25 protein-coding genes, 1 tRNA gene and 1 other RNA gene are annotated in these 24,111 nt (G+C 24.6%); 12 read left to right on the plus strand and 15 right to left on the minus strand.

What is annotated here, in order from left to right:
• Positions 1-114 precede the first annotated feature (114 nt).
• The 8 genes from U744_RS0100305 to tsaD all read left to right on the plus strand — a co-directional run bounded on the left by U744_RS0100305 (position 115) and on the right by tsaD (position 5,461).
• Entirely contained in the window at positions 115-1,623 is a 1,509-nt protein-coding gene (locus tag U744_RS0100305; protein ID WP_025755131.1) for an ABC transporter permease, read from the plus strand.
• 415 nt (positions 1,624-2,038) lie between these two features.
• Positions 2,039-2,290 carry a 30S ribosomal protein S16 gene (rpsP, locus tag U744_RS0100310; protein ID WP_025755132.1) on the plus strand — a complete coding sequence of 84 codons (252 nt, stop codon included), beginning with the start codon at positions 2,039-2,041 and terminating at the stop codon, positions 2,288-2,290.
• A 15-nt stretch (positions 2,291-2,305) separates the two neighbouring features.
• Positions 2,306-2,989 carry a tRNA (guanosine(37)-N1)-methyltransferase TrmD gene (trmD, locus tag U744_RS0100315; RefSeq protein ID WP_025755133.1) on the plus strand — a complete coding sequence of 228 codons (684 nt, stop codon included), beginning with the start codon at positions 2,306-2,308 and terminating at the stop codon, positions 2,987-2,989.
• On the plus strand, positions 2,979-3,332 hold the full coding sequence (rplS, locus tag U744_RS0100320) for a 50S ribosomal protein L19 (RefSeq protein WP_025755134.1): 354 nt from the start codon (positions 2,979-2,981) through the stop codon (positions 3,330-3,332). Before trmD ends, rplS begins: the two co-directional genes overlap by 11 nt.
• A gap of 46 nt (positions 3,333-3,378) precedes the next feature.
• Positions 3,379-3,475, plus strand: an RNA gene (ffs, locus tag U744_RS04560) — signal recognition particle sRNA small type.
• Positions 3,476-3,541: 66 nt separating this feature from the next.
• Positions 3,542-3,949: a tRNA (adenosine(37)-N6)-threonylcarbamoyltransferase complex ATPase subunit type 1 TsaE gene (gene tsaE, locus U744_RS0100325; RefSeq protein ID WP_036431585.1), complete on the plus strand. Its 408-nt coding sequence runs from the start codon at positions 3,542-3,544 to the stop codon at positions 3,947-3,949.
• Entirely contained in the window at positions 3,949-4,509 is a 561-nt protein-coding gene (tsaB, locus tag U744_RS0100330; RefSeq protein ID WP_025755136.1) for a tRNA (adenosine(37)-N6)-threonylcarbamoyltransferase complex dimerization subunit type 1 TsaB, read from the plus strand. Before tsaE ends, tsaB begins: the two co-directional genes overlap by 1 nt.
• Position 4,510: 1 nt before the next feature.
• Positions 4,511-5,461 (plus strand): tRNA (adenosine(37)-N6)-threonylcarbamoyltransferase complex transferase subunit TsaD, encoded by a 951-nt coding sequence (tsaD, locus tag U744_RS0100335; protein WP_025755137.1) that lies wholly within the window; start codon positions 4,511-4,513, stop codon positions 5,459-5,461.
• Positions 5,462-5,471: 10 nt separating this feature from the next.
• On the opposite strand, the gene U744_RS0100340 is transcribed toward tsaD, so the two are convergent.
• From U744_RS0100340 to coaBC, 4 genes are read right to left on the minus strand one after another with little or no spacing between them, the layout of a single operon-like run.
• On the minus strand, positions 5,472-6,272 hold the full coding sequence (locus tag U744_RS0100340) for an alpha/beta fold hydrolase (protein WP_025755138.1): 801 nt from the start codon (positions 6,270-6,272) through the stop codon (positions 5,472-5,474).
• Between the two features lies 1 nt (position 6,273).
• Positions 6,274-7,260 (minus strand): lipoate--protein ligase, encoded by a 987-nt coding sequence (locus U744_RS0100345; RefSeq protein ID WP_025755139.1) that lies wholly within the window; start codon positions 7,258-7,260, stop codon positions 6,274-6,276.
• A 45-nt stretch (positions 7,261-7,305) separates the two neighbouring features.
• A complete protein-coding gene (locus U744_RS0100350; RefSeq protein ID WP_025755140.1) occupies positions 7,306-8,124 on the minus strand; it encodes a type III pantothenate kinase in 819 nt (272 codons plus the stop codon).
• Positions 8,112-9,245, minus strand: a complete 1,134-nt coding sequence (coaBC, locus tag U744_RS0100355; RefSeq protein WP_025755141.1) for a bifunctional phosphopantothenoylcysteine decarboxylase/phosphopantothenate--cysteine ligase CoaBC — start codon at positions 9,243-9,245, stop codon at positions 8,112-8,114. Before coaBC ends, U744_RS0100350 begins: the two co-directional genes overlap by 13 nt.
• A gap of 27 nt (positions 9,246-9,272) precedes the next feature.
• Here coaBC and U744_RS0100360 point away from each other — a divergent pair, with 27 nt between their 5' ends.
• Together U744_RS0100360 and U744_RS0100365 are read left to right on the plus strand one after the other, a co-directional pair.
• Positions 9,273-9,941 (plus strand): hypothetical protein, encoded by a 669-nt coding sequence (locus U744_RS0100360; protein ID WP_025755142.1) that lies wholly within the window; start codon positions 9,273-9,275, stop codon positions 9,939-9,941.
• Between the two features lie 94 nt (positions 9,942-10,035).
• Positions 10,036-11,985 (plus strand): DNA topoisomerase subunit B, encoded by a 1,950-nt coding sequence (locus U744_RS0100365; RefSeq protein WP_025755143.1) that lies wholly within the window; start codon positions 10,036-10,038, stop codon positions 11,983-11,985.
• A gap of 43 nt (positions 11,986-12,028) precedes the next feature.
• Here the strand turns inward: U744_RS0100365 and plsY are convergent, their stop codons facing one another.
• From plsY to U744_RS0100385, 4 genes are read right to left on the minus strand one after another with little or no spacing between them, the layout of a single operon-like run.
• Positions 12,029-12,697, minus strand: coding sequence for a glycerol-3-phosphate 1-O-acyltransferase PlsY (gene plsY / locus U744_RS04110; protein ID WP_036431587.1), 669 nt, complete (start codon positions 12,695-12,697; stop codon positions 12,029-12,031).
• A complete protein-coding gene (gpmI, locus tag U744_RS0100375) occupies positions 12,697-14,205 on the minus strand; it encodes a 2,3-bisphosphoglycerate-independent phosphoglycerate mutase (protein ID WP_025755144.1) in 1,509 nt (502 codons plus the stop codon). Before gpmI ends, plsY begins: the two co-directional genes overlap by 1 nt.
• A 9-nt stretch (positions 14,206-14,214) precedes the next feature.
• Positions 14,215-14,940 carry a 16S rRNA (guanine(527)-N(7))-methyltransferase RsmG gene (rsmG, locus tag U744_RS0100380; RefSeq protein ID WP_245578664.1) on the minus strand — a complete coding sequence of 242 codons (726 nt, stop codon included), beginning with the start codon at positions 14,938-14,940 and terminating at the stop codon, positions 14,215-14,217.
• The gene (locus U744_RS0100385) at positions 14,900-15,874 is read right to left on the minus strand and encodes a ribose-phosphate pyrophosphokinase (protein ID WP_025755146.1); all 975 of its coding nucleotides are present in this window, start codon (positions 15,872-15,874) and stop codon (positions 14,900-14,902) included. Before U744_RS0100385 ends, rsmG begins: the two co-directional genes overlap by 41 nt.
• A gap of 109 nt (positions 15,875-15,983) precedes the next feature.
• Between U744_RS0100385 and U744_RS0100390 the strand changes: the two genes are divergently transcribed.
• Positions 15,984-16,060: transfer RNA gene (locus U744_RS0100390), tRNA-Arg, on the plus strand.
• A 52-nt stretch (positions 16,061-16,112) separates the two neighbouring features.
• On the opposite strand, the gene U744_RS0100395 is transcribed toward U744_RS0100390, so the two are convergent.
• The 6 genes from U744_RS0100395 to dnaJ form a co-directional block, all read right to left on the minus strand.
• The gene (locus U744_RS0100395) at positions 16,113-17,111 is read right to left on the minus strand and encodes a hypothetical protein (protein ID WP_025755147.1); all 999 of its coding nucleotides are present in this window, start codon (positions 17,109-17,111) and stop codon (positions 16,113-16,115) included.
• The gene (gene tpiA, locus U744_RS0100400) at positions 17,111-17,848 is read right to left on the minus strand and encodes a triose-phosphate isomerase (protein WP_025755148.1); all 738 of its coding nucleotides are present in this window, start codon (positions 17,846-17,848) and stop codon (positions 17,111-17,113) included. Before tpiA ends, U744_RS0100395 begins: the two co-directional genes overlap by 1 nt.
• A gap of 241 nt (positions 17,849-18,089) precedes the next feature.
• A complete protein-coding gene (locus tag U744_RS0100405) occupies positions 18,090-19,463 on the minus strand; it encodes an APC family permease (protein ID WP_025755149.1) in 1,374 nt (457 codons plus the stop codon).
• 219 nt (positions 19,464-19,682) lie between these two features.
• Positions 19,683-20,402, minus strand: coding sequence for a glycerophosphodiester phosphodiesterase family protein (locus U744_RS0100410; RefSeq protein WP_025755150.1), 720 nt, complete (start codon positions 20,400-20,402; stop codon positions 19,683-19,685).
• Positions 20,395-21,804 (minus strand): MFS transporter, encoded by a 1,410-nt coding sequence (locus U744_RS0100415; RefSeq protein ID WP_025755151.1) that lies wholly within the window; start codon positions 21,802-21,804, stop codon positions 20,395-20,397. The genes U744_RS0100410 and U744_RS0100415 overlap by 8 nt, the downstream gene beginning before the upstream one ends.
• Before the next feature lie 226 nt (positions 21,805-22,030).
• Positions 22,031-23,134: a molecular chaperone DnaJ gene (dnaJ, locus tag U744_RS0100425; protein ID WP_025755152.1), complete on the minus strand. Its 1,104-nt coding sequence runs from the start codon at positions 23,132-23,134 to the stop codon at positions 22,031-22,033.
• Positions 23,135-23,231: 97 nt separating this feature from the next.
• Between dnaJ and recU the strand changes: the two genes are divergently transcribed.
• Complete coding sequence (gene recU, locus U744_RS0100430) at positions 23,232-23,714, plus strand: Holliday junction resolvase RecU (RefSeq protein WP_025755153.1); 483 nt, start codon at positions 23,232-23,234, stop codon at positions 23,712-23,714.
• Here recU and U744_RS0100435 read toward each other — a convergent pair.
• Positions 23,711-24,010, minus strand: coding sequence for an HU family DNA-binding protein (locus U744_RS0100435; protein ID WP_025755154.1), 300 nt, complete (start codon positions 24,008-24,010; stop codon positions 23,711-23,713). The genes recU and U744_RS0100435 overlap by 4 nt on opposite strands.
• Positions 24,011-24,111 lie beyond the last annotated feature (101 nt).

The raw sequence follows: 24,111 nt of genomic DNA on the forward strand, positions 1-24,111 counted from the left end.
ATGTTTTGAATTCATATATAAATATTTTGACTATTATTGACTATTATTTCTTATTTATATATAATCTATATAATTGATTTTGTTTAACAACAATTTTATATAAAAGGATATTTGATGAAAAATTCATTTAAAGATAATTTAAAAATTTCTCAATTTTATTTTCAAAATATTTTTCGAAAAAAAATATTTTTAATTACATTTCTAGTTGTTTATATACTTATTTTAACATGTGCAATTACAACAATATTAATTTTAAAAAATAAATCAAAAAATAATCCTAATTATAATATTGATTTTGGAACTATTGCGGCAACATTTATTTCTTTTTTGGATATTATTTTTATTATTTGAACTTTGCTTACCACATCTAAATTGTTTTATTCAACTAAAAGTTCTAACAATGAAATTATGTTAATTTCTAGATCTTTTTTAAGAAAAAATCTTATTATAAATAAATTTTTTGTTTTTTTTATTTTGGGGGTTTTTTATTCAATATTCACATATGTCTTTAAAATATTTATTTTTTTAACAGTAAAAAATGATTTGCAACATTATCAATATTGATATTATTTAAGTTTTTTGATTAATTTTTTGATTTATTTCTTTTTTGGATCTTTTTTTATGTTATTAAAACTAAAATGATCAACAAAAATATCCTTTAGTATTTTAATATTTTTAACATTATTACCACAACCATTATATTCTGTGGTATCATTAATTCCAACTAAAATTTCTTCATTTTACGAGGATATTAAAAGTTTTAATAAAAGGGAATGACTTTTATCTGAAAATATATTAAAAATTAATGAAAATAAAAAAATTAGCCTTGAAATTGTCCCTAATGATACAAAAACAGAAAAAAATGTTTTTTCAAAACAAGAAGAAAACAGAATTTTTTCTGCTGGAAATAATTTTTATTTATTGAGTTTTTTAATAAAATTTTTAAACCCTATTCCTTGACTTTTGTTTTCAGTGCAGATTGATAGATATTCTAATTTTTTAAATAATGTTGATCCTAATGATTCTTTTAATCCTAATCAAATTAATTGACAAAATTACCCAAATGATTTTTTTTACTTAAAGAAAATTAATAAAAAGAAAATATTAAAAGGTCCAGATTTTGAAAAAAATTACTATAGTCTAGATGAAGTTTTTGAAAAACTAAGGATAAATGATTTTGAAAAATTTAAAAAATTTTGAGAAGAGTTTATAAATAATAGCAAAAATAATGAATCTTCTAATTTTGAAAACATAAAAAATAATTTTGTAAATCATCTTGAAAAAAATAATTTTTCAAAAATTTTAGAAGATAAAAATCTTTTTGTAGAAATTTTGATTTTTTTATATAGAAATTACCCGGAAAGCAATTTTATTAAAACATTTATAAGTGGTATATTAGATAATAATAATGAAATTGATTTAAATGGAAAAAAAATAAATATTTCAGAACTTGATAATAATAACTCAAAAAAAATTAAAATATTTAGATCTGTTAATGAATTTTTTATATATAAGGAATCAAGTATTAATATAAATCATGTATTAATAATATTTATTATATCTCTAAGTTTTTTCTTTACCATTGCAACATATTTTATATACATAAAAAAAGATTATTTTTAAATAATAGTTTAGTAGTAAGTTAAATTTATAATTAAAAAATTTATGATAGTATTTAAATTATAGAAATAAAGAGAAACATAATTATTTGTTTTTTGAGCCAGCTCCAAGAGCTGGATTTTTTATAGTTTTTTGTGTATTTTTCATTTTATTTTTAATATCTAATATATTACTCTTACTTAAATAAATTAAAAAAAAAAAAAATTACAAAATGATAATTTAAAATTAAGAAATATTTGTTTATTTAAGTAAATTTTATAAACTAAAAATAACAATTAAAAAATTAAATTAGTCAATAAATTTGCAGCAAATCTAATTATTTAATATTAATTATTTAATAAAAACTAAAATTACTATATAATACTAAACACATTAAAAAATGTCAAGTAAAAGTACTTGACAGTAAAAAGGAGGACATATGGTAAAAATTAGACTTAGACGTATGGGAAGTAAATTCAAACCTATTTATAAAATTGTAGTAGCTGATGCGCGTGCACCTCGTGATGGAAAATTTATTGAAGCTTTAGGACATTACAACCCATCTACTAAAGAACTTGTTTTAGATAAAAAAGCAGTAGATACATGAATCTTAAAAGGAGCAAAACCTACAACAACTGTTTCAAACTTATTTAAAAGTTACAACAAAACTCAACAATCAATTCAAAAATAGATAAATAATTTCAAAATGAAAATTAACTTTTTAACAATATTTCCTAATTATTTTGACGCTTTCACAAATGAAAGTATTATTAATAAGGCAATTGAAAAAAAAATAGTTAGCTTTAATGTGATTGATTTTAGAAATTTTAGTAAATCCAAACACAAAAAAGTTGATGATGAAATTTATGGTGGTGGACATGGATTATTGCTTCAAATCGAACCAATTGATTTAGCTCTTGATTCATTACAAAATCGTGGTGGTTATAAAATTTTAGTATCTCCTCAAGGAAAAGTCTTTAATCAAAAAATTGCTCAAGAATTATCAAAACATAAAGAAATTACATTTATTTGTGGTCGCTATGAAGGTTTTGATGAAAGAATTGTTAGTTTGGTTGATATTGAACTTTCAATTGGAGACTACGTTTTAACTGGAGGAGAGCTTCCTGCTATGGTTATGGCAGATTCAATTATTCGTTTAATTGATGGGGTAATAAAAACTGAATCTCACCAATTTGATTCTTTTCAAGGAACTGGTTTGCTTGATTATCCTCAATACACCAGACCAAGGGAATACAAAGGAATGAAAGTTCCTGAAGTGTTATTTAGTGGACATCATAAAGAAATACAAAAATGAAAATATCAGGCACAGCTTAATAAAACAAAGCAAAATCGCCCAGATATTATTGAAAGGATTAAAAATGAGAAATAAATTATTAGAACTTGTTGAAGAATCTCAATTACGTTCAGATATTCCTGCATTTCAAACTGGAGACAATGTAAGAGTTCATGTTCGTATTCGTGAAGGCGAAAAAGAGCGTATCCAAGTTTTTGAGGGACTTGTAATTTCTAAAAAAGAATCTGGAACAAGAGAAACTTTCACTGTAAGAAAAATTTCATATGGAATAGGTGTTGAAAGAACTTTTCCTGTTAACTCTCCACTTATTGCTCACATTGAAGTTATTCGTTCAAATAAAGTTAGAAGAAAAAGACTTTACTTTATGAGAAGTCGTACTGGAAAAAGTGCTCGTCTTAAAGAAATCAAAAGAAAATAAATATGTCCTAAATCACCACTATGGTGATTTTTTATTTATGTTATAATATTAAAGCCGTTAAAACAATAACCCACTAACCTGGTCAGGACAGAAATGGAGCAGCCACATGAGGAAGTGTTGTGTTTAGCGGTCTTTTTTTTTGCTTAGAATAATTGCAACTAATATTTAATAAAAAATAAATTAAAAGTAAAATATAAATAAGGTAATTTATGTCAAAAATAATCAATCAAGAAAAATTTGTATGCTTAAATGAAAGTGATTTAATCAGTTTAATTGATCAATATTTTAATAAAATAAAACAATATAAAATTGTTTTGCTTGAAGGTGATCTTGGATCAGGGAAAACCACTTTTGTTCGTTATTTAGCTAAAAAATTAAACATTAAAGAAAATATCACTAGTCCAAGTTTTTCTTATATGAAAATTTATAATGGGTTAGTACATATTGATCTTTACAATTTCAAAGGTGAACTAGATGAGTTTGAAGATTATTTTGAAGATAATATTGTTGCAATTGAGTGAGCTAATTTAAAAACCTTAAGTTTTTCACAATATTTATTAATTAAAGCTTCAATGAAAAATGATTTACATTTTTTTGAAATTATGGAGATTAAATAATGATAATATTTTTAGATACTACTGCAAGCGATTTTATTATGATTTTATTAGATCAAAATTTTAAAGTAATTGATAGTATATACCTGCAAAATTACAAAAAAAAAGTTGAATTAATTACTAGTCAATTTGATTTTATTTTACAAAAAAATAATTTACAAGTTGATGAAATTAAACAATTTTATATCAATAAGGGTCCAGGTTTTTTTACTGGAGTTCGAAGCTCATTAGTTTTTGTTCGAACAATTGCTTTGTGAAATCAAATTCCAATTTACACTACTAATTCTTTTTTAATTTTACAAAAACAAAAAACTCAGAATGAGTATTTTATTCAAGCGAATAAATTTAAAAAATATCATATTACTAATGATAATTTGATTAAAAATAATTATTTTAACTTAAAAGATAAAATAGCTATAGTGGAAAATAATTTAGATGCCAATTTAATTAACTATCAAGATTTAATTGATAATTTTGTTAAGTATAAAAACATTTTTTACTTAGAAGAAACAATGAAAATAGAACCTTTATATATTAGTAAACCTCAAATTGGAGGGCAATAAAATGAAAATTTTAGGCATTGAAACCTCACATGATGATACTTCAATTGCAGTTTTAGAAAATGGAAAAGTTTTAGATATGTGAACAATTTCACAAATTGATTTATTTAAACAATTTGGTGGAACCATTCCTGAACTTGCTTCACGAGAACATGTTAAAAATATTGCCATTATTCAGAAATTGCTGCTTGAAAAATATTCTAAAAATGATTTTGATTATGTTGCTTACACAAAAGAACCTGGACTTATTGGTACATTGCAAATTGGTTATTTATTTGCTTTTGCAACTGCTAAAGTTTTAAAGGTTCCACTAATTCCAATTAATCATTTAGATGGGCACTTTTTTTCAGCTACATTAACTAATAAAATTGATTTTCCAGCTCTTTGTTTGCTTGTTTCAGGTGGGCATACTCAATTAATTTATGCTAAAAATTACAATCAAATTGAAATTATTGGTGAAACTTTAGATGATGCAGTTGGAGAAGCTTTTGATAAAATATCTTCTCGTTTAAATTTAGGATTTCCTGGTGGTCCTTTAATTGATAAATATTCACAAAATTATAAAGGTAACTTAATTAAATTTACAATTCCTAAAACTGAAAAAATTTTTGATTTTTCTTTTAGTGGAATAAAAACTCAAGTTTTAAACTATGTAAATACTAAAAAATTAAAACATGAAAAATATGATCCCATCGAAGTTGCTGTAAGTTTTCAAAATACAGCTATTGAATATTTAATTAATAAGACTAAATTAGCTTTGCAAACATATTCAGTTAAAACTTTAGTTTTAGGAGGTGGCGTTTCGGCTAACTCACAACTAAGAAAAGAATTTGTTAAACTACACTTTAATACAATTATTCCATCTCTTAAATATGCAACTGATAATGGAGCAATGATAGCTCAAAGTGCTTATTTAAAATTAAACAATAAATTAAAAGAAAACACACAAAAATAAAATGTGTGTTTTATTGTTTAATTTTTTCTTCAATTAATTTTAAAATTTCTTTTGGTTGTTCAAAAATAATTGCATGCCCTGTTTGTTTGAGTAAAATAACCGGAATTTGATATTTTTCTTGAACTGATAGAATTTCTTCTTTGGTTGTATACAAATCATTTTCACCAGAAATAATAGTAATATTTTGTTTTTGAAAATAAAGTCTAGCTAAATTGTTACTTAAATAATTTTCGTTTAAAATATTAAATTCAACTAAATAAAAAAATTTATTATAAACATTTTGAAATTGATTTGCTCTTTTTGAACAAGTAAATGATGCAATTTTAGAAATTCTTTCAGTTAGTATTGCAAATAAACTTTCATATGAATTAATACATTGATTTACAGTTAGTGGTAATAATTTTTCTTTTAAACTTTTAGTGTCTTTGTATTTTAGTAAAAATTCATTAATTGGTGACAATAAAATAGTGTGTTTAATTGATTTAATATCATTTAAAAATAAAGCGCTTGCTCCGCCCAAAGAATGTCCCACTACAATAATATTTTTTTCATGTTGTAAAATTGTATTTACAAATTCACTTGCGACTTTAAAATATTGTTCTAAATTGATCTGATTGTTTTTAAACTCACTTAATCCACAACCAGGGAAATCAATTGCTGCAAAACGAAAATTTCTATTTAACTTTAAAATGGGATTGAATGTGCTTAAACTATCATTAAAACCATGAAAAAACAACACTAATGGCGTATTTGTATTCTCATTTTCATAAACGTAATGAATTTTAAGATTTTTTCAATAAAAAAAGCTCATGCTATCCAAAAACTAATGTTAAAATTTCTTCTTTTTCTATTCCACCAAAGTATAAATTTAAATCAATTTGATCTAAAACTTTTGCAAATGCTTCTTTTTTATACTCAATATTTTTAAATAATTCAATAACATCATTTAAATCCTTTTTACTTAAAAAATCCCCTTCAAAAGCAATTTCTTTAATTTTGTTATGTTCAATATTTAATTTAACCTTCAAAATCCCATTTGGATATTTAATTACATTTTGAACATTAAATATTGGATTTGTTCCATAAATTCACTGTTCAGAAGCTCTATATGAAATTAATTTATCTAATTCTGGTTGATATTTTCTAGTATCAATTTCTTCATATTTGGCCCCATGATGTTCAACAAAATATTTAACTAAACCACTAATAAATTCTTCAACAGTTAAAGAATAATTAAGTTCTTTTGCGATGTTAGTTACTCTTTGGCGAACTGACTGAATTCCTTTTGATTGAATTTTTAACTTTGAAGGATTTAAAGCATTAACTAATTTAGTTAAATCAACATCAAAAAGCAATGTACCATGAGAGACAATTCTTTTACCTTTAATAAACTGTGCATTTCCACTAATCTTAGCACCATTACAAAGTAAATCATTGCGTCCTTTAAATTCTGCATTAAGACCCAATGAATTTAAATAACCAATTATTGGAGCTAAAAATCTTTGATATGATGTTTTATCTTTATTGTAATTTGTAATAAAAGAAAAATTAACATTCCCTAAATCATGATAAACAGCACCTCCGCCACTAATTCTTCTTGAAAGTTCAATTTTATTTTCTTTAATATAGTCACGTTTAATTTCTTCATAGGCATTTTGATTTTTTCCAATGATAACCGCATTATCATGTTGATATAAAAATACAACATCTTCATTAGCAAAATTTGAATCTGTTGCAATTAACTCTTCAAGTGATAGATTAAAATATGGACTTGTTTCTTTACTTAAAAATAACTTCATAAATAAAGTATATAAGATTTATATCTTATAAAAAATATTTTCAAATTAATCTTTTTTCAAAGTTAATAAATACCCTAAAGTAACTGCATTGTTTACATAAATAAATTCATTTTTTGGAAATAATTCTCTAAGAAAAATAGTTAAACTATCCATTTTTGAAAAATCACCACCTGTTAGAATAATTTTTACTTTTTTGTTCATCATAAGAAAAATTTTATCTTTCAATAAATGAGAAATTATAAAACCGCTAATTTGATGATAAAAACCACTATTTAATGCTTCATTAGTGTTATTTCCTAATTTTTGATTAGGTTTAATTGAATATTTTCACTTTTTAAGACCTGATTTACTTTTTTGTAAAAATTGTTGCAATTGTTGAAATGAAAAACTAACTCCTGGGGCAATTGAAACTCCCTGAATTGTTTTATTTTTGGTTTTAACTGCAACTGATGCAGTCCCAAACATAAAAAGATAATGATTATCAGACAAAAAATTTGCATAGTTTACAGCAGCTAAAATATCAATTCCAATTTTAGATTTATCAATTTTGGTTTTAACATTAAAAGGATAACTTGAATCAATAATATTAATTTTATAATTTTTAAAATGTTTTTTGAGTAACTTCATTCACTGAACTACATATTCTCGAGATGGAGAAGCAATATAAAATTGCATTTTACTATCAAAATCTCACTTTGAAGCAATTTGAACAAATTGATTTATTACATTTTGTGGATCTTTAAGTATTTGATTACTTTTTGAAATAATGCTTTCTTTTTCAATTAAAAAATTTGAATTTATCAATGAAACTAAAAAACATTTAATATTGGTGTTTCCTATATCAAAAATAATTATTTTTTTCATAATTGTTCAACCATTTTTGCTATTTTTTGAGCTAATTCATTTTTATTTAAATTTTCAAAGAAAATGGGTTTTTCATTTTTTATAACCAAGTAACCACTGCTAGTATTATTTTTTAATGAATTAGAATCATTGATAACAATTGCATTTAACTTTTTTTCATCTAATTTTTCAAGTCCATTTTTGAGCAAATCATTACTTTCAAGGGCAAATCCAATTTTAATTTTATTTGGATATTTTAAAGCAATTGACTTTAAAACATCACGTCCAATTTTATACTCAAATGCTATTTTTTCATTTTTTTTAATTTTAGTTAACTTTGGTTTAAAAATTAAGTCACTAACTGCACAAAGGGAAATAAAAAAATCATTTTCAACAATATATTTATCTACTGCCTCATAATACTGATTGACTGTTTCAATGTTTATAACTTTAACACTTGAAGGAATTTTATTGTTTAAATGTTTTAAATTCCCAGAAATTACAGTTAAATTCGCAAATTTTGCAAGTTCATGTATTAGTAATATTCCTGTTTTTCCACTAGATGGAACTGAAACTACTCGCACTGGATCTAATTTTACTGTTGTGTACCCATAAGTTAAAAGGATTTTTGGTCCTTTTTTATTTTCAATAAAATCTATGACTCTTTCTGGTTCTGATACCCTTCCAATTCCAATCATTCCATCTTTTAATTGTCCACTTTCTGGCCCAATAAAAATAACACCATTATTAATTAATTTTTTAATATTTTTTTGAAGCACTTCTGAATAATACATATTTTTATTCATTGCAGGGCACATAATAGTTTTTTGAAAACATTGAGTACTAAAAATAGCAGTAATAAAATTATCGTTTATTCCTAAAGCAATTTTATTTAGAGTATTATAAGTAATTGGATATACAATGATTAAATCAGCTCATAAAACTGCTTCAATATGTTCTAAAATGCCTTTTTGATATCAAATTTTATTTAATGCTTCAGGAAAATCTGATTGATTAACAAAATTATATGCTGAATCAGTAAGTGCATATTTAACTTCATGATTATTTTTCTCAAGCAAATTAATTAATTTTTTTGACTTAATTGAAGCAATACTTCCTGTAATTAAAACTAAAATTTTCATTTTTCTCTTTTCTACTATAATTTTATTATGAAGTTAAAAAATAATTCTCAATTTTTAAAGATAAATAATAATAATAATAATTTTAAAATTTTAATTTATTTATCTTTTTATTTATGTTTAATTATTATTGGAACTTTTTCTAATTTAACATTAATTCCAATTGGTATAGCTTCTATTAACATCACTAGCATTATCATTGTATTTGCAGCAGCTCATATAGGTTTTTTAGGTTCTTTATTTAGTGGTTTATTTCTTGGAATATGTTCACTTATTAATGCTTTAATTAAAGGAAGGGTTCTTTTTATTTATCCTTTAATTTCAATTTTTCCTCGTTTTTTAGTTGGAATTTGTTTTTTTGTTGTTCTTTATTTAATTGAGGAAAAAATTATTAAAAAAAATGTAAATATTAAAAATATTAAAAGCAAATGATTAATTTTTGCAAGCTATTTTTTTCTTGGGTGTTTTATTGCATTAATAAATACTTTATTTGTCACATCAGGAGTTTTTTTACATAAAAGTATTTTTGGGCTTAAAGAGGTGAAAATTGCAGTTTCTTTTAAATTTTGAATTACAAGTATTTATTTTAATGCTATTTTTGAATTTTTAGCTATGGGTATGCTAACAAGTTTTCTTGCTCCATTTCTTGTTTATTTATGAAAAAAACGTAAAAAACAAATTTATTCAATTTATTGATAATATTTTATTTTTTAAATTTTCTTCTTGTTTCTATTCATAGAAACAATATTTTAATTTTTTGGTATAATGAATAATACTGTTTAAAGAGGTATTTATGGAAGCAAAAAAACACAACTATGATGCAAGTAACATAAAATTTTTAGAAGGTTTAGAACATGTTAGAAAACGTCCTGGAATGTACATTGGAACTACCTCAAAAGCTGGACTTCATCACATGGTTTGAGAAATTGTAGACAATTCAGTAGATGAATGTATGGCAGGTTTTGCAAATAAAATTTATATTACTATTACCAATGATGAACATATTATTGTTGAAGATAATGGGAGAGGAATTCCCACTGGAATTCATGAACAATTTGGAATTAGTGCACTTGAAGTGGTATTAACTAAACTAAATGCTGGTGGAAAATTCGAATCAAGTGCTTACAAGGTTTCAGGTGGTCTTCATGGAGTTGGTGCTAGTGTTGTTAATGCTTTAAGTGATCAAATGAGAGCCTGAGCTAAACGAGATGGAAATTTATATTTTGCTGAGTTTGCAAATGGTGGACACACAGTAACTTCAACTAAAGTAATTGGTCAAGTTCCTATTAGTGAAACTGGAACTAAAATTGAATTTCATCCTGATTACAAAATTATGGAAAAAATTCCTTTTGATAAAGATTTAATCATTGATCATGCCAAACAAATAGCTCACTTGAACAAGGGTCTATTTGTTTCAATTAAAGACCAAAGAGATAATTCTTATCAAGAATTTAAATATGATAATGGTATTATTGATTACATAAAAGAACTTAATGAAGGACTAAATCCAATCAACCAAGAAATCATTTACGCTTCTGATGATTTTATTACCCATTACAATGAAAATAAACATCCAATTTCAATTGGAGTTGAAATTGCTTGTCAATATTTATATAATTCATATCATAGTAACATTATTTCTTACACAAACAATATTGCCACACATGAAGGTGGAACCCATGTTTCTGGGTTTTATGATTCACTAATGAGAATTATTAACAATTATGCAATTGAAAAAAATTATATTAAATCTGATGCAGAAAAATTTACTAGAGAGGATTTAACTGAAGGGCTTAGTGCTATTATTTCCATTAAGCACTCTGATCCTCAATTTGAAGGACAAACTAAAGGAAAATTAGGATCCAAAGATGCACGTCAAGCTGTCAATCGTGTGTTTTCAAATGTATTTGAAAGAATTTTAAATGAACAGCCTAAATTAGCTCAAAAAATCATTGAAAAAGCTACATCAGCACGTAAAGGCCGTCTTGCTTCAAATGCTGCCCGTGATAGCGCAAGAAGAAAAAGTGCTTTTGACAATGGTGGATTACCTGGAAAATTAAGCGATTGTTCAAGTAAAAATGCTGAAATTAGTGAACTTTATATTGTTGAGGGTAACTCAGCTGGGGGAAGTGCTAAAATGGGTAGAGATCGCTCAATTCAAGCTATTTTGCCCTTGCGCGGAAAAGTTATTAATGTAGAAAAAGCACGTCAAGAAAGAGTTTTAGAAAATGAAGAGATTTTATCTTTAATAACTGCTCTTGGTACTGGTCTTGGAGATACATTTAATATTAATAAACTTAGATATCATAAAATTGTAATTATGACTGATGCTGATGTTGATGGTGCTCATATTCGTACTTTATTGCTTACTTTCTTTTATCGATACTTTAAACCATTAATTGAATATGGATTTTTATATATTGCTCAGCCTCCTCTTTATAAAATTCAACAAAACAAAACTATTCAATATGCTTACAATGATGCTCAAAAAGAAGAAATTATATCTAAACTAAATCCAAATACTAAAATTACTATTCAACGTTATAAAGGTCTTGGAGAAATGGATCCAGAACAACTTTGAGAAACTACCATGAACCCTGAAAACAGAAAAATGTTGCAAGTGCAAATTATTGATGCTTATAAAGCTGATTTAGCATTTAGTACACTAATGGGTGAGTTAGTTGAACCAAGAAAAGATTTTATTGAAAAAAATGCCAAATATGTTAAAAATATTGATTTATAAAAATAAAAGCATTTTGTTGTTAAAATGCTTTTATTTTTTTGGTTTAAATTTTGTTTTCAGATTTATTGATCAATCTTTTGATATTACTTCGATGAGCAAAAATTAATAACAATAAAGGAGCAATAGTAATAATTGAATTTAAATATCAGTGATGATTAATATTTTGCCCTTGAGTAATAGCCAAAAAACCTGTTACAAATCAAGGAATAAACAAAAGAACAATCATTACTGCTGCAGTTAGTAAACTACTTAAAGAAACCATTCGTTTAATGTATAAACTCCCAAAGAAAATCAGTGCTGCAATTGGTCATAAGACAATATTAGTCGCAATTAATAACCCAACTGAACAAGCAACTGCTTTTCCTCCTTTAAATTGAAAAAATACAGGAAAAACATGACCAATAGTGGTCCCAACACCAGCTAAAATAGGAAAATAAACAATTGCATTAGAATTTTGTCATGCAAATGAAAGAAAATATGCTAAATATACAGCTAAAACTGTTTTGCCAATATCAATAATTAAAACTATTAAAGCAAATTTTTTCCCATAAGCACGAAATGAATTAGTTGCACCTGCATTTTTAGAATAATGATTGCGAACATCATCATTTTTACTTAATTTACTTAAAATAATTGAAGTGTTTAATGATCCTCATAAATAACCAATTAAAAATGTAGCTAGATTAGCAATAATACTATAAAAAATTAACATTATTCTTTTACAAGAAGGGAATCTTCATCCATTTGAATTGGTTTTTTTACTTTAATGTAATCTAAGATTGTTGGGGCTATATTAGATAGTTTTCCATCTCTTAATTTAAGTGATTTATCAGTTGTAATAAGCATAACAGGACTATTTGTATGTTTAGTTGCTGGGTTGCGATTTTCATCTTCAGTGATTTCAGCATTTCCATGATCTGCCGTAATAAATACAGTGATATTGTTTTTATTTGCAAAATCTATAATACGTCCTATTTGTTGGTCTAGAATTTCCACTGCTTGAATAGTTGAAGTTAAATTACCAGTGTGTCCTACCATGTCTGGATTAGCAAAATTCATAATAGTTACATCATAGTTTAAAGCATTAGTAATTAATTCATCAGTTATGCCTTTTGCTGACATTTGTGGCGCATCCGCATATGATTCAACCTTAAGTGAAGGAACCATAATTCGATGTGAATTTTTAAATTCAATATCATTCCCACCATCCATAAAATATGTAACATGTGCATATTTTTGTGTTTCAGCTAATCTTAATTGAGATTTACCAGCTTGTTCAAGCACTTTTCCAATTGGATTTGTAATCTCCATTTCTGAAAAAGCAACTTTAGTATTTATTCCTTCATATTTCATCATAGAAACAAATTTATTTACTTTAGAAATAATTGAAGGTTTAACATCATACAAATCTGATCCAATAAATAAATGAGTTAACTGTCTTGCACGATCTGGCCGAAAATTAAAGAAAATAATGCTATCTCCATTATTAAAAAAATCTTTATTTGTTAATGTTAAATTATGTGCTGGAATAAAAAATTCATCAGTAATATTGTCTTGATAGCTTTGCTTAACATACTCTTTAACATCTGTAAAAGTTTTATTAGCTTGCCCTAAAATTGCTTTGTAACTTTTTTCAACTCTATCAAACATCTTATCACGATCCATTGAATAAAATCTTCCAGCAATTGAAGCAATTTTATACCCATACTTGTTAGTTATTTCAATTAACTGATCAAGTGAATGTTCAATTGAAGCTGGCGCAACGTCTCTTCCATCTCCAAAAACATGCACTGAAACATTTTTTACACCATTTAAATGAGCTGATTTTAAAATTTCAAATAAGTGCAAATCAAGTGAATGAACACCACCTGGTGAAAGCAGTCCCATTAAATGCAAAGTTGAATTATTTTTTTTCACATCCTCAAAAGCTTCAAGAAAAATTTTATTATCTTTAAATTTTCCATCTTTTAAATCTTTAGCAATAAGTGATAATCCAGTATAAACAATTGTTCCAGCTCCAATGTTTAAATGACCCACTTCAGAATTACCCATTTGTCCTTTAGGCAATCCAACAAATTCTCCTGAAGCTTGAATGATTGAATTTGGATATTCCTTAAATAATTTATCAAAATTAGGAGTGCTAGCAAGTGCAAAGCCATTTCCTTGAATTTCTTTTCGAAGTCCAAGACCATCAATAACGATTAAAATTGTTTTTTTCATTATTCCTCTTTAGTTACTGTCTATTTTTTTAAATTTTACTATTTCTTTTCATAAAAATGGAAATTGTTTAGGTGTTGATCGTAATTTTACAATATTAATAACATAGTTTTGTTTAGTTGAATAACTATTTTCTAGTAAATTAACTGCAATACTACATTTTAGTAATTTTAAAATAGGTTGAGCATGTTTAAGTTCTTCTTGATATTTAATTCCTTTTATTAAAGAAATTTTTCCATTTAATTTCACCAAGTGAAAACTTATCATAAGCATTGTTGCCACATCACCAACTGCTCGAGCTGTTACAATATCAAAAAGATTTTTTTCTTTAATATTTTCTGCTCTATCCTTAATCACTAAAATATTTTTCAATTTCAATTGTTGAATTACCATATTTAAAAAATTAACTCTTTTTTGAAGTGGTTCATAAATAGTAAAATTTAAATCATTTCTAACAATTGCATATGGCAATGATGGAAATCCAACTCCAGATCCCACATCTAAAATAGTTTTTGCATTTTCATTTACAATTGAATCCATAAAAACTAATGATTCTAATATTCCTTCTTCTCAAAGCTTATCTTTAGTAAATCCGGTTAAATTCATTACTTTATTTTTTTGTTCAATTAATTCAACATATTGATGAAGTTTATCAAAATTTCAATTATTTTTCTCACAGATAAATTGTACTTTTTCTTTAAAGTGCATTAATTTCTTTTCTCATTTTTTTGTAAACATCTGAAATGCTTTCACCTGAAATTTGCGCTTGAATTACTTGGGCTAAAAAATTATCAAGGGAAACAATTTTTAATTTTGAATATTTTTTTGCTAACTCATAGTTATCAATACTATCAGTTACTATTACTTGTTTTATTGCATTATTATTTTCAAAAATTTCAAACCCTTTATTAAAAAGACCATGAGTCGCTGCTATTGTAACTTCATTTGCCCCATTCTTAATCAAGGTTTCAGTTGCTTTAATAATTGTGCCGCCAGTATCAATAATATCATCAATGATGATAGCATTTTTATTCTTAATTTCACCAATTAAACCCATAACTTCAGTTTTATTAACATCTGTTCTTCTTTTATCAATAATACAAATTTTAATTGTATCAGCTAAAATTTCAGCCAATCTTCTAGCTCGAACAGTTCCTCCATGATCTGGAGAAACAACTGTAAATTTTTGATTTTGTTTTTTAATTTCTTTAGCAATTGGAAATTGTGCTCTTAAGTCATCAACAGGAATATCAAAAAATCCTTGAATTGAAGGATTATGCAAATCAATGCAAATTAATTTTGTCACCCCAGCTTTTTCAAGCAAATTAGCTACAAGTTTTGCGGTAATTGGTTGTCTTCCATTAGCTTTACGGTCTTGACGCGCATATCCATAATAACTCAAACATACAGTGATACTTTTTGCGCTTGCTCTAGTAAGTGAATCAACAAAAATCATTAACTCCATAATATTATCATTAACTGGTTTTGAAGTATTTGCGATAATGAATACATCCATACCTCTAACTGAACGTTCAGAAACTAACATACATTCACCATCAGCATATGTTGTTTTATTAATTTTAGTTAATGGTATTTCAATTAATTTTGAAATTTTATTAGCCAATTGAATTGAATTGTTCATTCCAAATAAAATTATATTTTTCTTTTCCATATTTTCCTTGTTTTTATAAAATAGTTTATTTTAATTATATAATTTTAATTATAAATAAAGTGTTTAATTTATTTTTTAATTATATAAAATAGTGTAGAATATTTTTAGTGGTCGCGTAGCTCAGCTGGATAGAGCACAAGCCTTCTAAGCTTGTTGTCACAGGTTCGAATCCTGTCGTGATCGCCATTTTTTTATTTTTTAAAACATAAAAAAAAGAAAGATTTTATTCTTTCTTTTTTTATTTACAATTATGTTGGTTACAATTACAAGAACAACTTGTTTTTATTGACAATTCATGAAAATTTTGAATGTGAATTTTTGTTTTTGTTTTATTTTTATCTAAATATGTAATTAAATCGGTTAAATTTTCACTATTATTGTTAATTAAATAATTTGCAAACGATTCTAAAACTTTTTTTAATTGAGAATCATTAATTCAGTTTATCATTTTTAACAAATAAGATGTTATATTTATTTGTTCAGAAGTAACTAATATTTGATTTGACAATTCATTTTTTATATCATCTTTCTTTGGTAGGACTTTATTTATTTTAAATTGTTTAATTATTTCATCAACTTTGTCTAAATTATTTTCAATTATTTCCAAAGCTTTAACATCATTTAAATTATAATTTTTTAATTCATCTAAAACATTTTTTACATTTATCTTTTTAGATCCAACTATTTTTTCAATAACATCATTCTTTTTTAAATAATTAGCATATAAAATAGCTCCACCTAATTCTGCAATATATCCTTTTTTAGATTTTTCAATAGCTTTATATAATTTGCTATTTTTTTGTGAAATTGATTTAAGATAGTTAAATTCAAAATTTTCAGTATTCCCCAATTCTTTTAAAAGATTATTTAAAGAAATAGCATCTTCAGATCCAGAATAAATATTTTTAACACTTATTCCAGGAAATAATGATGTTAAAATTTTTCTTTCAAGTGATGGATTAAATCCAATAAATTCAACTTCATTAATTTTTTTTGATAACTTAATTTTTGCAAAATTTTTAATAGCATTATTAATGTGAGATAACAAAATATGTTTTGTTTCTTTTGGGTTTTTTTTGTATAAGCTCGCAGGTCGAATATAAAATGTTTCAAACTTAAATCCTTTTTCTGTTTTAATCCCAAGAGTATACAAATATGGAATTATTTTAACAAAAGAATCTAATTTGTAAATTTTGGTATTTAAAATTTCAAAATCAATGTAAATTTTAGTTTTCATTATTTTTGACCCAATGTAAGAAGCTGTATAAAACTTGATGCCTCAAGAGATGCTCCTCCTACTAAAAAACCATTGATATCATTTTGTTTAGATAACAACTCAATATTTGTTGGGGAAACACTTCCTCCATATTGAACAATTAAATTTTTATTAGTGATTTTATGAATAAATTCACAAATTTCTTGAGCAATTTCTGGAGTAGCAACTTTCCCAGTTCCAATAGCTCAAACTGGCTCATAGGCAACAATGATTTTATCCAAAGGTAAATCTTTAAGTGAATCTTTAATTTGTTTTTCAATTATTTTTTTTGTGATTCCTTGTTCATACTGCTCCAGTGTTTCTCCAACACAAATAATTGGTGTAATGTTTTTTTCTAAAGCTAATTTAGCTTTTAAATTAACATTAAAATCATTTTCCTGATGATACATTCTTCTTTCTGAATGACCTAAAATAACATATTTAACATTTAAGTCCTTTAACATATCAATAGAAACTTCTCCAGTATAAGCTCCTTTTATATGTTTAGACACATTTTGAGCTGCAACTCCCAATTGTTTGATTTCATTACTTTGAAAAGCAGCTAAATTGATTGATGGTACAGCAATTCCAAATTCAATATTAGAGGTAATTTTAGTTTGATATTTTTTAAACAAGTGGGAAAATTCATGAATAAAATTTTTTGTTTCAGTAAAAGTTTTATTCATTTTTCAATTTCCAATAATAATTAATTTATTCATAATTCTCCAATTTGGTTGTAAGTTTTTAAAACTAAAAACTTTCAAATTTATTTTTTTCTAAAACTTTGTTTTAATTACACTTTTAATTATATTTAAATTTATTTTTTTGTTTCATATAAAGATAAATTTAATTTTTTTAAATATAAAAAACTATTATTTTTAAATTTATAAATAATAATAATAGAATTAGTTATGGCAACATATTTTATAAATATTAATTAATAAAAAAATTATTTTTTAGTTAACTACAATTTGATTTTAAATTTTTTCTTTTTTTATAAAATGAATAACTTCATCATAAAAAAAATCCAATTAATATAACAGAAAAATAACTTATTAAAATTAGTAATGAATTAATTTGATAATTTTCTCCCACTATTGGAGGAAATAAATTTAACAAAATAATAAATCCAATCAAAATTATTCCAATAATGTATAAAAATTTTTCAAAAATGCTTGTTTGTATTTGTGTTTTTTTAAATGAAAGCACTAAAATTGAAAAAATAGCTAATAAATATTGCATAAAAAATACAATAATTCCAGCATTTAAAATAGATGCAAATTGATCTTCAAGATTTAAATAGTAAGGAATAATACCAAAAATAATCATTGAAATAATTGATGAAAATGTAGAAAAATAAATCGCATTTTTATATTCATTATTTTTAGCTTTTTTAGCTAATTGATTTGGAATAAAATTATCTTGAGCAAGTGATACTATAATTCTTGAATAATAAATATTGCTACTCAATGTTGAAGTGAAATTTCTAAAAAAACCTCCAATAATAAATAAAATTGATCCTGTAATTCCAAAAGTAATTTTAAAAATTTTATTAAAGGTAAAAGAAGTTTCCTTTGTTATTATATTTGTAGTGTCAATTCAGATAAAAATTAAATAAAAAATAAAATAAAATACAAATACAATTAAAAAAATTAAAAATAATAATTTTCTAAATCTTTTTGTTTCTATATCAGAAGAAATTCCAGCTAATCCTTCAATTCCTCCAAATGCATAAAAAAATGATAAAACACTTGAAGCAATTATAGAAATTGAAATTTTTTCATTAGTTTGAAAAACATTAGTTATAGAACCTGAAGTTATTAAAAAATAAATAACTATTATAAATCCAAGTGTTAAAATAATTCATTTAAAAATTGCGGTTATTAAAATAAATCACTTAGATAACTTTAATCCAAGTAAATTAAGTAAGGATAAAATAATAAAAATTCCAATGGAACAGATTTGATAAATTAATTGATTAGATTTATCAAATTCAGAAACAAGTTGTGAAATAAACAATGGTGTAGTTGCTGCAAATAAAGGTATCTGCGCAAACTGATTTCAACCAGTTAAAAAAATAAATCATTTTTGTTTTGGGAAAGCTTTTTTAGAATAAACGTATGAGCCTCCGACTTCATTACCAAATGCTTGAGTTCCTTTTGAAAATGCAAGCATAACAATTAGAGCGATAAATGAGGTTAATGTAAAAATTAACATTCCTCATAATCCTTTTGAAATAACATTAGCAATTGTTACAACAAATCCAAATCCAACTATATAATTTATTCCAAAAAAAATAAAATTTTTTTCTGATAATTTATTTTTTGCTCTCATTTAATTCCTTTTTTTAAAAAACATGTTGAATTTCAATGCATATATTAAAATATTTTTAATAAAATTTATTAAAAAAAGTTCACAAATACTTTCATTAAAAACTAACTAATAAATTTTAATTTATAAGTGTACATTAAAAATATACTAAATATACTAATATTATATATAGTCTTAATTAAAAAATGCCCTACTTTTAATAATGAGGCATTTTTTTAATAATTAAAATTTATAATTAGAAATTTGCGCATAAACATCTTTATCTTTTTTGTATTTTTCAAAAGATGATTTTGAACGGATAGTTCAAAGCAAAAAAGGTATTTTAAGTTCTTTATAACTATCTTTAAATTTATCATATAAAACAGTTCAAGGATTTAAATATGAACAAATTTTTTTAATTTTTTTAGAATTAATTTTTTCAAATTCTCTTTTTTTTCATCATAAAAAAGCTAATTTATAATTATTATTTTTTTCATACATACGCTCTAAAGTTGAAAAATTAAATGATGAAAAAACAATTTTGGAATAAAATTTTGTTCCATATTTTTCTGCTAATTTATCAATTGCATCTTCAATTCCTGGATAATCATAATTATCAGTTTTAATTTCTGCATTAATAAATCTAAATTTGTCTAAATAAAGATCCAAAAACTCTTCAAAAGTCATAATTTCTTGTTTTAAAGTTTTTAGTGTAAAAAAAGCGCTATGATCATCTTTTTTTAACTCTTTAAGTGTTGATTTAGCAATAACTTTATCAGTTAAAGCAGTTCTTTTAGTATTTTCATCATGAATAATTACAAGATGATTATCCTTGGTTAAATGCACATCAAATTCAACGCCATCAAAATCATATTGATAAGCCATTTCAAAAGCTAAATGAGTGTTCTCAGGGGCGATTCCTGAATAACCTCTATGAGCAAGCAATAATTGTTTTTTATGCATTTTGTAACTCTCTTCAACGATAATTTGTTTTGCCCAATTTTTTAAGTTCTCTAGTGTTTGCAATATGTACAATTGCTCCTGCCAATAATCCTACAAGTGCAATGGCAAGTGAAACTAAAATAATAAGTTGATATCCAGCCAGTGAAGTATTAGTTTGTCCATCAATTGTATAAGCTTTACCAATTGCGCCAGTTACTTCATAAAGTCATGCATCAGTGCTAAATCCGATAAATGATAAAATTCCAATTGAAGAAGCATATGAAGACTTTTCAATTTCAATTTCTCCAATTTGTACATAGCGTAAAGTAACCATTGTTCATGATAAAATACCAACTAAAATAAAGCAAATTGAAGCAATAACAATTAATGGAATTGATGCTTCTGTTGATGCGTCATTTCCTGCAAATGGAAGTAAAATAATAATTCCAATTAAAATAATTCCAATTCCAAGAGCGATAATTAAAAAAAGTACATATGATTTAAATTTATCTGCAATTCTTCCTACATATCCTGAAATTAGCATTCTAATTGCATAAGTTCTTATTCCACCTAAAATTGAACCTAAAATAATAGGTGCATGAAATCCATTTGAAATTAATTGGACTAAATAATATGCAAAAACTGATTGGAAGGTATACATTCCCATCACAAATACTGAAAGCATTCATAATTTTCAGTTATACATTGCTTTAAATACTTGACGAATGTTACTTTTAACTTTTTCTCATGATCATTTTTCTGTGCTTTTGGTAAATTTTTCAGGCACCAAAATTAAAACTAAAAAACTTGTAGCAACTAAAAAGAATGCAATGATAAATGCATATGTTGCAAATGGAATGTTAGATTCTACATAATTTTTAGATTTTGCCCATCCTTCTGTGATAATTAAACTTATTACATACACTAAAATAAGCCCAACCAAACCATTTGCTGCTCCTTGGATACCATAAGCAAGACCTTGATTTTCTTTTGTTGTTTGTTGTGAAACTAATTTTCAAAGCGGAGTTCAAAACACCAAGGTGGTTGAAATTCCTCAAAATCCAAAAATGAATGAATATTGAATCATTAAGCTATCGCGACTTAATTTATTTGGATTTAAAATATTCATTCCAAATCAAACTGTTAAAATTCCTGTTGTAAAAACTGCTAAAAATAATAACCATTTTGACCTAAATTTGTTCGCTAAAAATCCACCTGGCAATTGAGTTGCTAGTGTTACATACCCAATTATTGAAGTTAATCTTGCAACATCATCTTCATTAATATGTAAATAAGTATGAAGATTAGGTATTATATTTTTAATGTAATAAGGAGCAGCAATAACAAATACATCAGCTGCTGCAAGAATAATCAAAGCAATAATTTGATTTCATGTTAGTTGTTTAAATTTATTTTTAAACACCTTTTTTCCTCCTTTTTATTTATAAAATTTTCTTTTTTAATTTTATATCTAAAAACAATTGCTTTTTCAAATACAAAATAAGGCATTTTTTAAAAAATGTATATTTTTTTAAAAAAAACATTTTTTTTATTGTTTTTGTTACTTTTTTAAGTTTTTTTAAAAAAAACAAATTTAAAGATTAAATAAAAAAATATGGAAAATATTCCATATTTACCATTTATCCTTTTTAACTTGATCGTTTAACTTTGCTTACAAAATCTTTATTTGTAGTATCTTCAATAGTTTCTAGAACTTTTAAAAGTTCTTTTCTTTGTTTTGAAGAATAATCAGGAATAATAATTTTTAAATTTAATTTCATATTCCCTTTTCTTGAATTGTGTGAAAACCCTTCTCCACTTAAATTTATCACTTTAGATTCTAAATAACTTTTTTTAAGTTTAATTTTAATAGTTGAATTAGGGGTTGGAACCTCAATTGTATTTTCTTGCATAATATCTGCAAAAGAAACAGGAAAATCAAGAATCAAATCTTCTCCATGACGCTTGAAAAATTTATGTTCGCGTACTCTAATATGTAAATATAAATCTCCTGGTTGTCCTCCATTATAACCTGGTTCTCCATATCCTGCACATCTTAAAACTGTTCCTTCTTTAATTCCAGCAGGAATGTTAATTTTAATTTCTTTTTCAGTTTTAATATAGCGGTGCCCTTTGCAATTTGAACATTTTTTAGTAATTATCTTGCCAGTTCCTTCACAAGTTTCACATTGAGCAGTTACAATTTGAGAACCAAAAAAACTTTTAATTTGCTTAGTTACGCTTCCTCTCCCATTACAGGTATTGCATGTATGAAAACCATCTGCTTTATCTGCTCCAGTTCCACCACAAAACAAACATAAGTCATATTTAGGGAATTTACGAGTTTCTGAAAGACCATTAAATGAATCTATAAAATTTATAAAATAATTATGTTCTTTATCTTCGCCTTTAATAGGTCCTTTTCTACGACGAGATGATCCACCAAACCCACTAAAAATATCTTGAAAAATATTTTCAAATCCACCAAACCCACTAAAACCATTAAATCCTTGTGAGCTAAAATTTGCATTAGCGCCATCATGTCCATACTGATCATACATTTGTCTTTTCTCTGAATTTGATAAGATTTCATAAGCTTCATTAACTTCTTGCATTTTCTTTTCAGCATCTGGTTCTTTTGAACGATCTGGATGATATTTCATCGCTAACTTTCGATATGCTGTTTTAATTTCCTTTTCTGTGGCTGTTTTTGAAACACCTAACACTTCATAATAATCTCTTTTTCTTGCCATAATTAAATATAATTTTAGCACATAAATAGTTAATCTGCTAATTATATTTAAAATATTTTTGTTTTAAAAAATTAAGCAAATATTTATTACTTTATATATGAATAAAAATAAAGGAATGTTACTTGAAAAAATTATTAATCAAACTATTAATTTTATGTGAAAAAATAAAATTGCTTTTATTGAGAAAAAACAACTTCCATATAATTTTCAAAACATTATAGTAGAAAAAAATAAGTTGAAACTTAAAAATGTAACTATTTTAGGTAAAAGCACTGTAGATTATATTGGAATTTATCAAGGTAAGTTTATTTGTTTTGAGGCGAAAACAACTGATGAAGATGTATTTTATTTATCAAATATTAAAGAGCATCAATATAAATACTTAAATTTAATTAATCAAGCAAAAGGAATTGCATTTTTAATTTTATTTTTCTCTAGTAAATGCTTGTTTTTTAAAATAGATTTTTTAACATTAGAAAAAATCTATTCTGCCAGAAAAAAAATTGATTTAGAATGATTAAAAGAAAATTCTAAAGAATTAACTTTAGAATTTCCTGGATATTTAAATTTATTAGATTAATTAAAATCAATTAAATCACGTAAATATTTTGAAGGTTTATATTTAATTACACGTCTTTGTGGAATTTCAATTACAATAGGATTACCATTTTCATCTACTTTTGAAAATTTATTTGTAATTCTACGTGGACGTTTAATTTCTGTTGAGAAAATACCTAAATGTGATAGACGAATTTTGTCTTCAGTGATTAATTGTTCTTTTAAAATAAAGACCATTGCATCAAAAACTTTATCTACATCTTTAGGATTAACCTCAATTTTTTCTGCAACAGCATTAATAAATTCTTTTTTGGTCATTACTCTCCTATAAGTATAAGTTTAATAAACAAATTATAATATTTTTATTTTTTTAATGTAATAAAAAATACCCTAAAAAAATATTTTGTTTATTGTATTTT

This window comes from Mycoplasmopsis cricetuli ATCC 35279 (assembly GCF_000526955.1).
GTDB lineage: Bacteria > Bacillota_I > Bacilli_A > Mycoplasmatales > Metamycoplasmataceae > Mycoplasmopsis > Mycoplasmopsis cricetuli.